The 15721-nt window shown below is 47.9% G+C and carries 14 protein-coding genes; 2 read left to right on the forward strand and 12 right to left on the reverse strand.

Going from position 1 to position 15721, the window contains the following annotated elements; all coding sequences use genetic code 11:
- Positions 1 to 129: 129 nt before the first annotated feature.
- Together msrA and ACO6V5_RS10730 are read right to left on the reverse strand one after the other, a co-directional pair.
- Positions 130 to 771: a peptide-methionine (S)-S-oxide reductase MsrA gene (msrA, locus tag ACO6V5_RS10725; protein WP_422409427.1), complete on the reverse strand. Its 642-nt coding sequence runs from the start codon at positions 769 to 771 to the stop codon at positions 130 to 132.
- Positions 772 to 1045: 274 nt separating this feature from the next.
- Complete coding sequence (locus ACO6V5_RS10730; protein WP_422133062.1) at positions 1046 to 1249, reverse strand: hypothetical protein; 204 nt, start codon at positions 1247 to 1249, stop codon at positions 1046 to 1048.
- A gap of 226 nt (positions 1250 to 1475) precedes the next feature.
- Here ACO6V5_RS10730 and ACO6V5_RS10735 point away from each other — a divergent pair, with 226 nt between their 5' ends.
- Positions 1476 to 2765: an ankyrin repeat domain-containing protein gene (locus ACO6V5_RS10735; RefSeq protein WP_422442270.1), complete on the forward strand. Its 1290-nt coding sequence runs from the start codon at positions 1476 to 1478 to the stop codon at positions 2763 to 2765.
- 166 nt (positions 2766 to 2931) lie between these two features.
- Here ACO6V5_RS10735 and ACO6V5_RS10740 read toward each other — a convergent pair whose 3' ends face one another.
- Together ACO6V5_RS10740 and ACO6V5_RS10745 are read right to left on the reverse strand one after the other, a co-directional pair.
- Entirely contained in the window at positions 2932 to 3735 is an 804-nt protein-coding gene (locus ACO6V5_RS10740; RefSeq protein ID WP_422133060.1) for a M23 family metallopeptidase, read from the reverse strand.
- A 355-nt stretch (positions 3736 to 4090) separates the two neighbouring features.
- Entirely contained in the window at positions 4091 to 4324 is a 234-nt protein-coding gene (locus ACO6V5_RS10745) for a flavodoxin domain-containing protein (protein ID WP_422133059.1), read from the reverse strand.
- 200 nt (positions 4325 to 4524) lie between these two features.
- On the opposite strand from ACO6V5_RS10745, the gene ACO6V5_RS10750 reads away from it, so the two are divergent.
- On the forward strand, positions 4525 to 5685 hold the full coding sequence (locus tag ACO6V5_RS10750; RefSeq protein ID WP_422137511.1) for a glycosyltransferase family 87 protein: 1161 nt from the start codon (positions 4525 to 4527) through the stop codon (positions 5683 to 5685).
- 53 nt (positions 5686 to 5738) lie between these two features.
- Here the strand turns inward: ACO6V5_RS10750 and ACO6V5_RS10755 are convergent, their stop codons facing one another.
- The 8 genes from ACO6V5_RS10755 to menC form a co-directional block, all read right to left on the reverse strand.
- Positions 5739 to 6698, reverse strand: a complete 960-nt coding sequence (locus ACO6V5_RS10755; protein WP_422409422.1) for an ABC transporter permease — start codon at positions 6696 to 6698, stop codon at positions 5739 to 5741.
- On the reverse strand, positions 6695 to 7675 hold the full coding sequence (locus ACO6V5_RS10760; protein ID WP_422133056.1) for an ABC transporter permease: 981 nt from the start codon (positions 7673 to 7675) through the stop codon (positions 6695 to 6697). Before ACO6V5_RS10760 ends, ACO6V5_RS10755 begins: the two co-directional genes overlap by 4 nt.
- Before the next feature lie 128 nt (positions 7676 to 7803).
- Positions 7804 to 9363, reverse strand: a complete 1560-nt coding sequence (locus tag ACO6V5_RS10765) for an ABC transporter substrate-binding protein (RefSeq protein ID WP_422133055.1) — start codon at positions 9361 to 9363, stop codon at positions 7804 to 7806.
- A gap of 134 nt (positions 9364 to 9497) precedes the next feature.
- Entirely contained in the window at positions 9498 to 11237 is a 1740-nt protein-coding gene (locus ACO6V5_RS10770) for a dipeptide ABC transporter ATP-binding protein (RefSeq protein WP_422409420.1), read from the reverse strand.
- Positions 11238 to 11779: 542 nt separating this feature from the next.
- Positions 11780 to 12211, reverse strand: a complete 432-nt coding sequence (gene alaE, locus ACO6V5_RS10775; RefSeq protein ID WP_422409418.1) for an L-alanine exporter AlaE — start codon at positions 12209 to 12211, stop codon at positions 11780 to 11782.
- A 420-nt stretch (positions 12212 to 12631) separates the two neighbouring features.
- Complete coding sequence (gene thpR / locus ACO6V5_RS10780; protein ID WP_422133052.1) at positions 12632 to 13219, reverse strand: RNA 2',3'-cyclic phosphodiesterase; 588 nt, start codon at positions 13217 to 13219, stop codon at positions 12632 to 12634.
- A gap of 83 nt (positions 13220 to 13302) precedes the next feature.
- Positions 13303 to 14709 carry an o-succinylbenzoate--CoA ligase gene (gene menE, locus ACO6V5_RS10785; RefSeq protein ID WP_422409416.1) on the reverse strand — a complete coding sequence of 469 codons (1407 nt, stop codon included), beginning with the start codon at positions 14707 to 14709 and terminating at the stop codon, positions 13303 to 13305.
- A complete protein-coding gene (gene menC / locus ACO6V5_RS10790) occupies positions 14685 to 15719 on the reverse strand; it encodes an o-succinylbenzoate synthase (RefSeq protein ID WP_422409414.1) in 1035 nt (344 codons plus the stop codon). Before menC ends, menE begins: the two co-directional genes overlap by 25 nt.
- Positions 15720 to 15721: the final 2 nt, after the last annotated feature.

Here is a 15721-nt window from a genome sequence, read left to right on the forward strand (position 1 = left end):
ACACCTTGAAGTAATCATTCATACAGTTGCGTCCGGACAGCTCTCCCCTCTGTGAGACTGTCCGGTTTTTTTTGCCCTGTAACTTTTGCCCTGTAACTATTCACCACCGCAAGGGAAACGCAATTCACTTTATCCATGCAATGAGGGAGGCATGCAGATTCCAGTCCCCCCGATACCACAGTATCCCTGAGGGTTCTTGGCCAGATATTGCTGATGGTAAGGCTCGGCATAGTAAAAGGCCGGAGCATCAACAATTTCCGTAGTAATACTGCCTCTACCACTTTCATTCAACGCTGTCTGGTATTGGGCCATGGATTCACGAGCCTTCTCACCCTGCTCATCGGTAGTGGTATAAATCACAGAGCGGTACTGAGTGCCCCGATCATTGCCCTGCCGCATACCCTGGGTAGGATCATGAGACTCCCAAAACAGTTTCAGCAAAGCGTCCAGACTGATAACGCCCGGATCGAAAGCAATCATGACCACCTCCGCATGGCCTGTGCCACCAGTGCACACTTCTTCATAAGTCGGGTTAGGGGTATAACCTCCCGCATACCCTACTGCCGTTGACCAGACACCTTCCTGCTTCCAGAACAGCCTTTCAGCCCCCCAGAAACAGCCCATACCGACATAAATCACCTCCAGAGCACCGTGAAATGGGGGAACAATAGCATGACCATTTACAAAGTGCTCTGCAGGCACTTCAATCGCGCGATCACGCCCTTTCAAAGCGCTTTCCTCACTGGGCAGTTGATGTTTTTCAAACAGCATTCTAATCCCTCCAATTCCTGACAATCATAATGGCTTTATGGAGCCTCAGACCTGAAAATCAATACTGCCGTGGAGCAAAGTTCGCAGAACCAACCTTACTCGAGCACCCTCAGAGCCGGATCAAACCGTACATCGCAGCAGTTTGCCCGCCAGCATGAGCACCTGTCACTCTGCCCACTGCCCCGAAACTGAGCTGACTCATAGACGGGAACTTAAGGTGGAAACGACAGGAATATTATCTCATGGCCGGGGGCTTATTCGCACCTTCCCTTACTCATAGAGGGTGTCGCAAAACTCCAACAGCTCGTTCCCATGCTCTGAGGTCGTCATTCCCGCGAAGGCGGGAATCCAGCGCCAACGGTGGGTCTCTGCCTTCTCGGGGATGACAAGGCCAGGGGAGCACCGGGCAGTACGGTTCTGGTGGTGAGTCAGTGTGGATTCCCGCCTTCGCGGGAATGACGAGAATGACGGGAGTCAACTCGTTCCCACGCTGGAGAGAGTTTTGCGACACCCTCCATACAGAGGGAACTTATTCCAGCACTATTAGTCAAAGTACTTATGACCGGCATTGTCGCTTGTTTTTCACTGAATCAGAAACTTGAAATTTTCGCGGAAAACAAAATGAAAGCACTATTACGTCATACTGTTACCGGGAATAGCAATTTTTGAAGCTTAATCTTAACAACCTGAAAGAGGTAATACTCATGAATTTAACACCTGAAACTCCTGACTGTTTTAATCAGTCTCGAATGAATGAAATGATTTCTCTTCAGGGCGGACTTGTATCAGATGGAACTACTTCCAATGTAACTGCCCAAGAAGATGATAATCCCCTCTGCGGAATATGCCTGCAAAGTTTATTCGGCCAACATACTGTTACGATGCTGCATAAAAATAATCGTTATTACCACTGTTCCGAAAGACCTGGCAGGCATTTCTTCCATAATAAGTGTCTGCGTGATTACCGTTCATCTTCTCCTGTATTGGACATTAGATGTCCTTCCTGTCGCACACCTGCCCCTATTGACCAAGACATCTCTTTCTCGCCCGTTGCCCATGCCGTCGAGGTCGGCCGGGAAGAACAAGCACTCGAACTGATCGCCGATGGTGTCGACCCAAACGTTCTTCATTCAGAGGCGGGCATGGCAGCTATTCATATTGCCGCAAAAAACGGTAACCCGGAATTGATCCGTTCACTGCTAAACTCTGGGGCACATATTAATCTGCAAGATAAAAAAGGGATGACGCCTCTACACCATGCTGTATGTAACAGCAATATTCAGACATTAAAGATAATTCTGGACCTCAAAGCAGATATGAATCTCCAGAACAAAGGTGGTGATACAGCTCTTCACATGGCTGCCGAGGATCCTGAAAACCCTGATTTATTTGACACCCTAATCGATAATGGCGCCTCCTTCGATAAAACAGATGGAAATGGCAGAAATGTCATGCACGCAGCTGCACAATCAGGGCATGAGCGGGCACTGAAAAAACTGATAGCCAAACACGCAGATGTTAATGCGGTTGATCTGGATGGATGCACACCTCTTTTCTGTGCAACTTCTGATTCTCTCTCCTGCAGTGAGGGAATTTTGAAGAAAAATGCGCCTGAACTTGCCAGGATACTCCTTTCGGCAGGAGCCAGAATTGACCTTTTTACTAATGCGGGGCATTCCGCTTTTGATGCAATTTCGGAAGACCCTCTTTATCTAGAGTTGCTCAAGGAATTACTTCCGGCTGGCATGGCTGCCTTTGCCGATGTCAATCTGCCAGTTTGTTCTTCTAGAGAAACACTTCTTTTTTTCGCACTTTTAGCAAAAGATAAAGAAGCGGTTCAAAAACTTATTGCCAGAGGGGCCAAAGCTGATGCCAGCATTCCCGGCTTTGGCACTTTCATGTTTAAAACTCTGTTAAAACATCTGGGCGAACAAAAACAGGCATTTGTTGAAATTCTTAATCAAGCAGGCAGCACTCAAAGCGAAGACGGGTAATAACAGAGTTTGAACATATTCATCAGGTATTGGTCAAACTATCCAGGCGACCCGTAGCCGTATCCGAAACGCCAGAGTAAGCCATGTTCCTGGCTGCCTCTGTAACCGGTAACTGGTAGTGATTGCGAAACCGTATCAGAAAATGCAGAGCATGCAGACCCATCTCCTACTGAAGCATCATCAGAGCAGGATCAAGCCGGACATCGAACCAGTTTGCCCGCCAGTCAAGGTGAGCACCTGTCACTCTGCCCGTTGCACCAATAGCACCAATCACATCTCCCCTCTTTACCTTCTGCCCGTCAACCACCTTTAACTGGCTCAGGTGCAGGTAGCTGGTAGTGATGCCGTAACCATGGTCGATAACGATTGTGCCACCGGAAAAGTACAAATCGGACTCGGCCAGCCGGACAATACCATTGGCTGGCGCCATGACCGGAGCCCCCTCGGGACCGGCAATATCGAGTCCAAAATGCGGTCGCCTCGGCTCACCGTTAAACACTCTCTGACTGCCATAGACACCACTGACAGGCCCCTCTGCCGGACGTGTAAAGCCTGCAAAAAAATCTTTCTGGACGGAATCAAACTGTCTGGCTGATTTAACCTGCTGGTTTTCATCGGATATTCGACCCAACACTTTTTCCGCCGGGCTGACGTATTTGCGGGCAATACCATTAATTCGCTGAATTTTATAGTCTCGCTTTGACAACCTGAGTTTCAGTTGCTCTTTTTTACCACCCGGAGCGACCAGCCGTACTGTTTGCAGAAGCCGGGCATCCCGTCCAAACCCGATGATAAATTGGCCCCGTTCCGACACTCTGACGGACCTGTCTTTATAGATGACTTCAGTTCCCGGCTTCACCTGCCCTACATAAAAGCCCCCCTGAATCAGTTTGGACTTAAGGGAAACGACATCCTGGGCCATGGCCAGTGGCAACACCCAAAAGGAAAACAGTAACAGAATTAAACGCATATGGACTCCATGTCTTATAAGCATCACTATTTTATCGCCACCACTTTTCAAACGTTACAGCAAACTGGTAGATTGATATAAGGCTATCCGGCTCAGGAGATCTCATCCAGCCTGCATTACCCGACAAAGTAACTGCAAAACAGGATATGAGATTTTCGATATAAAAAGAATAACAGCAGGTACCCTTCCATGAACATGGATTACATTATTCTGGCTCTGTCGCTTTTTCTCCCCACCGTTTACGGTTTTGCTTTACTAATGTCCCTGGCTTTTGAACCTGAAACCTGATCGTCAGGGTGCTTATGTCCATTTAATTCGCTTGCCAGTTGCTGAACGAGTCGTTCAGCAAACTGTGTTACACGACTCCAGTCTGTAAACTCATGATCTCAAAACGAAAAAAATCAGCATGATGGTGGCCATATCGGATAGAACTGCCAAGCATCAAGGCATCGTACTGCTGCAAACGAATCCCGGTTGTCAGCCCTTCAAGATCAACCAAATCCACGCCGTGACCGGCATGACTCACTATGGAGCGCATCCTTTCGATGATTTTCTGTGTCTGACCTTCCCTGGATGCAAACAGAGTCAAAAAACAGCGGAAAACAAGCCCCTTTCAAATACGCTGCACCCACCAATGGACAGGAAATTTCAGAGAGGAATTCATACAGACCACTGGCAGAAAAGACATTCTCATCGTATGTTGTAATCAGCCTCGGAAAAAACAGATGACTTTCGGCCAATTTGGGAGTTATCCATTTTTTGTCATAACTCAAAAAAGAAAGAGTACTGATGAAGGACATAGCCCTCCTTAAAAATCATCCTGCTGCCCTTTTCGGAATGTTTCTATGGGGGCTGGCCGTGGCCCTGATCTTTGCCAAAGTCGCGCTGGAACCGGGTCAGCACACAGTGCTGGACAGCTACCTGCTGGGCGCTGACCGATGGATCGACCGGGTAAAGCTCTATTCGGGACCGGGAGGATTCATTTATACACCTACTTTTGCCCTACTGTTTGTTCCTGTCACCAAACTGCCTGTTTTTCTCGCTGACCTGCTCTGGCGTTTATTTATCATGGGTCTCTATGCCTGGGCCAGCCTGAGACTGCTGAGACACTTTCAGGAATACTCACAGGAGACACTCTTTAACCGATTTGGATTATTCAGCCTGATTGCCGTTCCCATTGCTTTTTCAGGTTTTCGAAATGGCCAGGTGAATGTGATCCTTATTGCGGCCATGATGCTGGTGATCAGCCAGATCATAGAGAAGCGCTGGAATTCGGCAGCCCTGGTTCTGGCCCTGATCATGAGTCTGAAACCCACCTTTATTGTCTTTTTCCTGCTGGTGACCACTTTGTTCAGACCTTTCTGGCTAAGAGTGCCACTGATGCTGCTGGCATTTCTTGCACTGCCTCTGATATTTGGCGGGCTCGATTACGGACTTGAACAGTACAACAACTTTCTTGAGATGGCCGAGTCTGCAGTTGACCGTGGAGTAACAACACCTAACTGGGCCAGTTTCTTTAACATTCCCATGCAGCTTTTCAACTACTCAGTACCCGAAGCCTTGCAGAACATAATAAAAATCATTCTGGCTGCCACCACCTGGGCCGTTTGTTTTTATGCCATTGTCCGTCATGGCACCAGAAATGGCCTGATCTATTTATTGAGTTTTGCAGCCTGCTATCACGTTATGTTCAACCCCAGAAGCGTCAATACCGATTATATTATTCTTGGTTCCGTTCTGGCCTTCTGGTTTACTGCTGCCGCCTTTCAATGGAGAGATAAAGCACTGACATGGATAATCGGCTTAATCGCCCTGGGTGTACTGTTAGCATTTGATATTTCAAGAACGCTGGTCACAGATACCACCAGCTGGTTCAACCCTTTAATGGCTGCCGTTTTCGCCGGCGTTCTGATCTGGCAATTGAGCAGAAAAAGGGTTTTTGCCCCCTGAGTTCAAAAAAGGAAAAGGCCGCTAAACGGCCTTTTTCCTGAAGAAAATTTGATTTAACCTTTATAAAGTTTGGGATTAAGCACGTCCCTCAGCCAGTCACCCAACAGGTTAATCACCAGAACCAGAGTGACCAGGATCACACCGGGGATGACCGTAATCCACCAGCTGCCAGAAAAAATATACTCAAAGCCGCTGGAGATCAGTGAGCCCAATGAAGGCTCTGATACTGGCATCCCCAGTCCCAGGAAAGAGAGAGCAGCTTCACTGATAATGGCGTTGGCAATCTGAACGGTTGAGATCACCAAAATAGGAGACAGGCAGTTTGGCAGAATATGACGGAACATAATGCGTCCGGAGCCAAAGCCCATGACCCTGGCAGCCTCGACATACTCCTTCTTTTTCTCAGCCAGAACCGACGCACGTATCGTACGTGCGTACTGTGGCCATTCGGCAATACCAATCACCATAATCAACATCCACATCGCCAGCTTGCTGTATAACTCTGACCCAAAGGATGCCTGGAAAACAGCCAACACGACAATGGCCACCATCATGGTTGAGAAGGACAACTGAATATCCGCCATCCGCATCAGGAAGTTGTCAACCCGCCCCCCGACATAGCCGGCTGTCAAGCCAATCACAATGCCCAGCAGCGCCTGCAGTATCACTGCAAAGAAACCGATGGTAATGGAGATTCTGGCACCATACAGAATGGTACTCAGCATATCCCGGCCCTGAGAGTCTGTTCCCAGAAGGAATCGCTCATCGCCGTCTTCACTCCAGGACGGCGCCATCTCGGAGTCCATAATATCAATGGTCGAAAGATCATAGGGATTCGTCGGAGCGATAACCGGTGCCAGCAGGGCGGCGGCAACCATAACAGCCAATATAAAAGCAGCCACCATGGCCAGACGATCATTGACAAAACTGTACCAGACATTGGACTGACGAATCTTCTGCCAGATAGAAGGCACCTTTTGTGCCTCTGCTTCATTCATGGGCAACTCACTCATTGGCTGCCTCCTGCCAGTTTTACAGTTGGGTTAATAAGGCCATAGATCAGATCGACCAGGGTATTCACCACCACAAAGATGCCGCCAACAACGATCAGATAAGCAACAATCAAGGGTGTATCGACACGGTTTACCGCTTCCAGAAACATGAAGCCCATGCCGGGCCACTGGAAGACGGTCTCCGTCAGAATTGTATAGGCGACCATGGTTCCAATCTGGACCCCCCCTACCGTAATAACAGGCAACATGGTGTTCTTCAAAGCGTGCAGGAAGTAAACACGCGCTTTCTGCAGACCTTTCGCCTTAGCAAACTTCACATACTCACTGTGCAGGGTTTCCACCATCTCGGAACGAATCAAACGAATAAAGAGCGGCAGCATGATGCTGGCCAGAGAAATAGACGGCAGAATCAGATGTAGCCAGCCACTTTTGGTCAGGAAGCCAGTTTCCCAACTGCCGAAAACGTGGGTTAAATCACCCCGTCCATAGGAAGGCAGCCACCCCAGCTCTATGGAAAACAGATAAATACTAAATATAGCGGTCAGGAAAACAGGGACAGAAATACCCAGAATACTGACTCCGAGAATCAATCTGGACAAAAAACTGTTCGGGCGAATAGCACTGTAAACACCTGCGGGAATGGAGATCAAAATAATCAGCAGGGTAGCACTGAATACCAGCTCAAGCGTCGCTGGTAACTTATTCATAATGACTTCCAGGGCGGGCTCTTTAAAGAAGTAAGAGGTTCCCAGGTCTCCCTGAACGGCTTTGGACATAAAGCGCCCATATTGCACCAGGAATGGATCGTTCAGGCCCAGCTCATCACGCAGCACCTCTCTTTCAGCTTCTGATACGGACTGGCCCACCATCTCCCTGAGAGGATCACCCAGATTATCCTGGATGGAAAAACTGATCAGGCTGATGACAAACATCACCACCAGACCCTGCATCAGTCTCCTGAATAAAAATAACAACATAAAAAATCCTGCAGCGTTTTATAGTTGCGAAAATGCCGCTCTACTCAGATGACGACACAGACTGACCAGAGAAAATTATCGATCAGAAAAAATAAAAAAAGGGCCAGCATAAACCGGCCCTGTGGGGATTACTTCTCACTAACGACCAGGTCAGCCAGGTATGGGAAGTTCATGATGTTCACCACTTCTTCGGCTTTCACACCTTTACGGGCACCCCAGGCCAGGTTCTCCCAGTGCAGAGGAACGTAAGCCGCTTCCTGATAAAGCTCCTTCTCAACTTCCTGCAGCAGTTTGGCGCGCTTGTCCAGGTTTGTTTCAGTCCCTGCCGCTTTAACCAGCTTATCGATGGACTCGTTGCAGTAGTTACCACTGTTGTACTGACCCCAGCCTGTAGTGTCATCCTTGCAGGCAGTCGTATATTCAGTCATGTTGGCTGAATCTTCGGTATCAGAGTGCCAGCCGATCATCATGATGTCAGCGGCACGCTCATCAAATTCTGGCCAGTACTGCGCCTTGGGCATGGTTTTCAGGTCAACCTTGATGTTAATACGCTCCAACATGCTGGCCACGGTCTGGGCAATCTTGGCATCGTTGATGTAACGGTTATTTGGCGCCATCATGGTGACAGAGAAGCCATCTTCATAGCCTGCTTCTTTCATCAGTTGTTTGGCTTTCTTCAGGTCATAACGTGGTGCCAGCTCATCAACATAGCCAACGTAACCTTCAGGTCCCTGCTGACCGGCAGCCTCGCCAAAGCCCTTCATAATCTTTTTAACAATGCCTTCGTTGTTGACAGCATAAACGATGGCCTGACGAACTCGCTTATCCTTGAATGCTTCAACACGATCCTGGTTCAGCTGGAAAGAGATCAGACGGGAACCGGTCAGAGTGATCAATTCAGCATCGTCTGAACGCTTGATACGCTCATGATCATTAGGTGGTACCGGATAGATAAAGTCCACACCACCGGACAGCAGAGCAGCAACACGTGTCGCATTTTCCTTGATCGGCGTCAGTGTAATCTTGTCCACGTTACCCGGAGACTGTTTGTCCCAATAGCCATCAAAACGCTCATATTCAAGCTTCACGCCCTGCTGACGCTCACTGACGACGTAAGGTCCGGTACCGGAAATGTGACGGGAAGCGAAGCTATCACCGTGCTTGACAATCAGCCCCTTATCACGGCCTTTATCATCTTTACCGCTATAGAACTGGCTGTCCATCGGGAAGATGTAAGTGGCAGAGTTCAGAACCAGTGGATAAGGCTTCCTGGTGACCAGATCAAAGGTGTAGTCGTCGATCACTTTCAGCTCGGCGAAAGGAGCGAAAATGGCTTTGTAGTCCGCACTGTCGACCATACGATCGTAGGTCCACTTGACGTCCCTGGCTGTCAATGTGTTGCCAGAATGGAACTTAACCCCCTTTCTCAGGGTAAAGCGCATGGTCAGGTCATCAATACGCTCCCACTTCTCAGCCAGACGAGGCTCAAAGCTCAAGTCCTGATTCCAGCGAATCAGTGGATCAAAGGACATATGTGCCATCTGCAGGGTACCGCCCGACAGCTGCTCATAAGGGTCCAGAGATACAGGGTCAGCGTCGTAAGCAACCTTCAACGAAGCGGCCTGTACACTCATGGCCAATGTAGAAGCCAGAGCAACTCCAGCCAGTGACTTGATCATTTTTTTCATTATTTTACCCTCTGGGCAGGTCAACAAACGTTTTTATACTTTTGTAAGAAACAACTTTTTCTGGAACAAAAAATAAAACTGATTCTGCGCTCATGGCAAAGAACACGGGCTTTAACGCGCTGGCCAATCAGTCATCACACCAGTGCAACGGGTGCCTGTTGTAATTCCTTCAGACCCCGATGGGAGAGATGATCCATTTTCGGCATCAAATCAATCAGATTCCGGGTATATTCGTGCTCGGGCGATTTGAACAGCTTTTCGGTCTCATCCACTTCCACCAGCGTTCCATGCTTCATAACCCCAACCCGGTCGCACATCTGGCGGATCACCGTCAGATCGTGACTGATGAACAGCATGGTCAGGCCCAGCTCTTCCTGCAGGTCTTTCAGCAAATTGAGAATCTGCGCCTGAACCGATACATCCAGCGCAGATGTAGGTTCATCACAAATCAGGAAGCGGGGACGGGTCGCCAATGCTCTGGCAATGGAAATACGCTGGCGCTGACCACCGGAAAACTCATGAGGAAACTTGATTCCGGCTCTACTGCCCAGGCCAACATGGTCCAGCAGGTCAGCAGTGATCTGTCGAATCTGCTGCTCAGACTGAGCCAGGCCATGAAAACGAATGGGCTCGGCAATAATATCGTTAACATTCATACGGGCATTCAGACTGGAATAGGGATTCTGGAATACCATCTGAATCTGTCGTCTTAAAGGCTTACGGGCCTTTTCGTTCAGCCGGGTAATATCATTACCTGCGAAAAAGACCTGCCCGGAGTCAGGTTGATAAAGACCCGCAATCACACGGGCAATGGTTGACTTGCCCGAGCCCGATTCACCCACCAGACCAAAGGTTTCACCGTCACGCACTTTGAATGAAACATTATTGGATGCTGTCACATAACGACGGTTCTTTTTCAAGAAAGCTGACTGGGTTTCAAATTTGAGCATGACATTTTCAACGCTCAGAAGATTCTCATCTTTTATAGAGCCAAAGGATTCACGCTGACCCAGCCAGTGATTTTTGACATCAATGCTGCGGCTTTCGACTTTCTCAATGTATTCAACCCGCGGAAAACGATGCAGTTTGACATCGGTTCTTGGCACAGCACTGATCAGACTCTGTGTATAGGGGTGTTCAGGATTTTTCAGAATCTTGTCAGGTTCACCAATCTCTACCAGTTCTCCCATATACATTACGGCAACGCGGTCTGTAACGTTTGCAATGACACCCATATCATGGGTTACCAATACACATCCGACTTCCCGCTCTTTACAGAGTTCACGAATCAAATCAAGAATCTGGTTTTGAATGGAAACATCCAGGGCAGTAGTGGGTTCATCAGCAATAATCAATTCGGGCTCGCCGGCCAAAGCAATTGCAATAACTACCCGTTGACGCATACCACCGGAAAATTGATGGGGATATTGTTTGATTCTGATTTCCGGCTCGGGAATACCCACGGCCTTCAGCAAATCGATTGCTTTAATGAAAGCTTCAGCCGGATTTAATCCGAGATTTTCGATAATGGTTTCGACTAACTGGGTTTCAATCGTCAGAAGCGGGTTTAATGAAGTCATTGGATCTTGAAAAATAAATCCAATTCTTTTGCCACGCACTTTACGAATGGCTTCACCAGAGAGACCTGAAATGATTTCACCATTCAACCTGATTTCACCACCCGCGACGCGACCGGGAGCACTGAGCAAATCAATAATGGCATTACCAACCGTGGACTTACCGGCTCCAGACTCCCCCACGAGGCCCAGAATCTCACCTTTGGCAACTGTAAAAGACATTCCCTTTACAGCCACTGCAACACCGTGACGTGAAGGAAATTCAATACGCAGGTCATTGACCTCCAATAAGGACATGCTCCCCCCCTCAAATTCAATGTGAAAACACAGTCGCTTCTTGATAACCGTTCCGATAAACGAAAAACTTTTAAAAGCTATTGTCCTGCTAATCGTTTATCAGCCGATTCTTTTATTGATGACTGTTTTTTCATCTAATTCTTATTCGTGCTTTGCCAATCCTTTCACTCTTGAATTAAACGGACTTACGGCCATAGAAACAAGAAAGATCCAATCAAAGCTTCGCGACCTGAAAGGTGCACATTCGCCTTTTGGCAAACACTCTATTTATACAGTCGCGCAACGACCAAGGCGGAAATTGTGCGAATCCGGGGTCCACCGGACGACGCTGCAATTGTATAATAAAGAGGCAACCGAGACTGTCCAACTCCGCTATTGGCGGAGTTAAAACAGGCAAACCCATACAACACATTCGGGTAAACTGGAGGGGACTATAACCAGATAGTTAGAAAATAGGAAGCCTCATTAATTAATGACAGCTATTAAAACGGCATAATTTCGGTGATTACTTATATAGCTAAGTACTAATATGAAAAATATTATTAAGCGGTTCTCATACCCCCTGATACAAATCTGTTACGACAAATCTGCATGTAAACACCGTAAGGACGAGCCATCAGCATTAAAGCACCGGTCTGACCCAGACAGGCAGTAATAATCTGTTCCATTGTTGCACCTGTGGCAGCAACCAGAACAACATAAACCGGAATCTGGAAAGAGACAAACGCCACTATATCAAGAACAGTATCTCCAACTTTTCTTGATTTGAAGCTATGGCTGTAACTCATTATCCAGTCACGATAGATTCCGTAAGGACGGGCAACCAGCATATTAACCGGAATACTCATCAAACGAGACTGCAGGGATTGTTCAATAGTCAACCCGGCCACCAGAATCTCAACCAGTAATCCAACAACCAATCCAAAACTGATCAGGGCAAATGTATCTGCCAGTGTTTCGCGTTTAATTGACATATCACTCCCCCTGAATGCAGACAATAGAAAACCTCTGACGTAAGTCACATCAGAAAAAGTCTGAAAAAAATTAATAGGTTGTCAGACACAGGCCGCTTGGTTTCGAGCGGTTAAGACACCTGTTTGACGCGGCATAATTTATACCTGACAAGAACAATTTACAACAGTGAAAAACTTTGTTTTATTATATAAAGACAAGATATATTTTGGTTAATAAATCATTTAACAAAATAATAAGCCAACCTGGCCCATCAGAACCAAAAGTCTTACTAACGAAAAAATTAACTTCTTAATCGAATTTCAAATTTCTGCTGAGTTTTTAATCAAGGCATACAGCGAGACTGGACCAGATAGCAAAAAACCCCACCTTTCAACGAAAGTGCAGGGTTTCAATTTCCTTTGGACTTGTGGAGTTCAGTGTCAGGCTGACTTAGCCAGGGGCAATAGAGGGAATTCTTTCAGTACCGAGTATTGAGTACCTTCAGCCGTGGTTTCGCTCTTCATCAATACCGCTTCATTAACCGTCATGCGGTAACTGGGCATATTGAAAAAATGGCTGTGAGTCACATGATGATGCTGCTTGAAACGAGCCAGTGTGACATGGGGTCGGAAGTTGCGCATTTCACGACGCATTCCGCACATAAGAGCGCCTTCTTCGCAAATTCGGGACAACGCATTCAACTGCTGGCCTGAATGTATATTCAAGGCCAGTGCCCGGGGTCTGTGTGCATCAGGGAAAAATTCGAAACACCCGGTCATACAGTCGAATCCGTGCACATTTGCCAGGGCATCTTCGATATAACTGGAAAACTGCTCAAGACTCTGTTCGCCACATTCACCCAGAAAGCGCAGTGTTATGTGCTGCTGCTGAGGCACCATCCAGCGAAGTTTGTGCTGAAGCACATCACCGGCGCGGTGGCGCGCTTTTTTGTGCAGTATCGCTGCAAGCTCCAGCGGAATCCTGACAGCGATGAATGCACGGATGTTTTTTTGATCTTTTGTTTTCATCAGACACTTCAATTATCACCGCTATTTGCCAGCATTATGCCTTGGTCCGGGTCAGATAGCGACGATAATCAGTTAAAATACGATTAAGGATTTGCTAGCCTGTCAGCTAATGCTTTCAGGGTTTGACGATTGGGCTTGAGACCGGTGGGTATCTGCTCAGCCGGGAGCAAGCGAATCATATCAGGAATCTTGAATCGGCTAATGATGCCTGCAAGCTTTTGTTTTGTAAATACCTCATTCAGAGAGCCCGACTCGGTTTGCACAAATGCAAAAGGCCTCTGCCCATAATCATCATCGCTTACAGACACCACAACCGCCATAATGATGTCGTCAATGCTGAGCAAGGCCTTTTCAATTTCCTCCGGATGGATGTTCTCCCCGCCAGAAATCAACATATTATCTATACGACCAATAACCATTATTTGATCACCGGAATACCGACCAATGTCGCCTGTGTGATACCAACCTCGCTCATCGACAATCGGAATAATTCTGCCGTCGTCAAAATAGCCCGCAGATAAGGTTTTGCCTCTGACCAGAATCTCTCCGGAAGCAACGATTTGCAGCTCCCGATAAGGTAGAGGCTCACCTGAGGTTACTCCCGAGCGGGTAAATTTCGGGGTTCCGGTACAAACCTGGGCACTCATCTCTGTCATACCATAAGTGGTTAGAATATTAATACCTTTCTCCTGAACCTGAGATACCAGTTCAGGAGACGCAAACCCTCCACCCAAAAGAATGTATTTCAGCTTACTGTTATCCAGCAGATCGGCTCCTCTTACCAACAGTCTGCGCAACTGGGTATTGACCAGAGATACATGGGTGATTCTGTATTCCAACAGCAATTGCTCTAATGACATTTTTTGCGTATCTATCACTATCTCGGCACCTGCGAGCAGGCAACGAACCACAATGCCAAAGCCGCCAACATGGAACAGTGGCAGAGACAACAGCCAGCCGTCATACTCTGTCAGAGGCGTACAGGATTGAGAGCCTTTGGCACTGTAAACATGATTGGAGAAAGTATGACTGACGGCTTTGGGCACACCGGTAGTGCCTGACGTAGCAATCAGATCAAACAGAGCTTCTGGCTCGATGACCAAACGGGAATCCGCTGCTTCAGGCTGGTCAGAGAAGCTGGGCCATTCCAGGCCCGTTATTGCTCCAAACCCTTCATGAAGGGTCCACTGGGCACCGATCTTCTGGCAATACTGCCTCTTCTGCACGTCCGGCATTTGCGGATTGACCGGGCAAAAGACCCACCGGCCTCTCAGGCAGGCTATGATCATTATGACCGCATCCCATGCACAGGTTATCGGTACCAGAATCCGATCGCCTCTCCTGACACCCTGACTATAAAATGCATCAAGGAGTGTTTCCGCCTTTGCGTCCAGCTCAGCCCTGGATACAGGCTGACCATTCACTCTGGCAACGACCCTTTGAGGATCTTTGAGTGACCAGTCTCTCAGAGGGCAGAACGATAACTCCATACATTCTCCATGGCATTGAGTAAATCTAAAGACATTCGTCGACCGTACTCAGGCAACCGGCAAAATCCGGGGTTCTGAAAAGCAGAGAGCGTATCAAGGCCAGGACTTTCCATCGGGTCACACTGCAGGCTGAGTTGCTCGATCAGAGTCAACCCCAAAGTACTTTCGAAGGATGAGCTGAAAACGACTCTGGCCTTTTTTCCCCTGGCCCAGTCAGCCAGAGTCAAACATCTGGACACACCACCCACCAGGGTTGGTTTTAATACGACAGCCCTGAGTCCGTCTTCAGCTCTGAGTCTATTCATTTCCGGCAGCATCGTGCCGAGTGCCGACTCCTGCAATGTTTCGTCCAGCGCGTACCCGACACCGGTTTTTTGGAATAATTGCGGAAATTCTTCATAATACTGTGTAGGTTCTTCGATGTAGCTGACTCTGCAGGCTGGCACCTGCCCGGCAAACTCTAAAGCCTCATCGAAAGACCACCGTTGATTGGCATCCAACCTCAGTTTTACATCGTCCGGAATCCGATCAAGAATTTGATTAACCGCATCCACATCCTGCCCAATGCTATTGCCCCCGACCTTTAACTTGAACTCATCGGGCCAGTTCCCGGACCAGTCATCCAGACGTTTGAGCGTCAATGCATCGGCTCCCATAAGCAAAGGTGATTCAGAGACCCTCTCTTGACTCCAATGCTCTTTGCCGAGACTGAATTGAATGCTCTCGATGGCAAAAGCAACCGACGGATATAGAAGACTCTGATCGATCACCCCCCGGGAACAATAGCATTCTGCCGCATATTTCAACTGCTCCTGAGCTTCAAAGACAGTTTCCCGGCTAAAATCTGGCAGAGGAGAAGCTTCGCCGTAATGCACCTGCTTATTCTGATCGACCATCTCAAGAATGAGACCTTCACGGATTGTCAGTGTCATCGTTTTTAACGAAAGAGGCTTGCTCAGGGGTTGTCGATATCGATATAGGTTGCAGGACTGAAAGAGAGCAGATGTCATAA

The sequence above is a fragment of the Endozoicomonas sp. ALD068 genome (genome assembly GCF_049310145.1).
Lineage (GTDB): Bacteria > Pseudomonadota > Gammaproteobacteria > Pseudomonadales > Endozoicomonadaceae > Endozoicomonas_A.

Bases quoted from the DNA above. Each gene is read 5' to 3' on its own strand.
- ACO6V5_RS10735 (WP_422442270.1), top strand. From the start codon at position 1,476: ATGAATTTAACACCTGAAACTCCTGACTGTTTTAATCAGTCTCGAATG.
- ACO6V5_RS10740 (WP_422133060.1), bottom strand. From the start codon at position 3,735: ATGCGTTTAATTCTGTTACTGTTTTCCTTTTGGGTGTTGCCACTGGCC.
- alaE (WP_422409418.1), bottom strand. From the start codon at position 12,211: ATGTCAATTAAACGCGAAACACTGGCAGATACATTTGCCCTGATCAGT.
- ACO6V5_RS10750 (WP_422137511.1), top strand. From the start codon at position 4,525: ATGAAGGACATAGCCCTCCTTAAAAATCATCCTGCTGCCCTTTTCGGA.
- ACO6V5_RS10755 (WP_422409422.1), bottom strand. From the start codon at position 6,698: ATGAGTGAGTTGCCCATGAATGAAGCAGAGGCACAAAAGGTGCCTTCT.
- thpR (WP_422133052.1), bottom strand. From the start codon at position 13,219: ATGAAAACAAAAGATCAAAAAAACATCCGTGCATTCATCGCTGTCAGG.
- ACO6V5_RS10760 (WP_422133056.1), bottom strand. From the start codon at position 7,675: ATGTTGTTATTTTTATTCAGGAGACTGATGCAGGGTCTGGTGGTGATG.
- menC (WP_422409414.1), bottom strand. From the start codon at position 15,719: ATGACATCTGCTCTCTTTCAGTCCTGCAACCTATATCGATATCGACAA.
- menE (WP_422409416.1), bottom strand. From the start codon at position 14,709: ATGGAGTTATCGTTCTGCCCTCTGAGAGACTGGTCACTCAAAGATCCT.
- ACO6V5_RS10770 (WP_422409420.1), bottom strand. From the start codon at position 11,237: ATGTCCTTATTGGAGGTCAATGACCTGCGTATTGAATTTCCTTCACGT.
- ACO6V5_RS10765 (WP_422133055.1), bottom strand. From the start codon at position 9,363: ATGAAAAAAATGATCAAGTCACTGGCTGGAGTTGCTCTGGCTTCTACA.
- msrA (WP_422409427.1), bottom strand. From the start codon at position 771: ATGCTGTTTGAAAAACATCAACTGCCCAGTGAGGAAAGCGCTTTGAAA.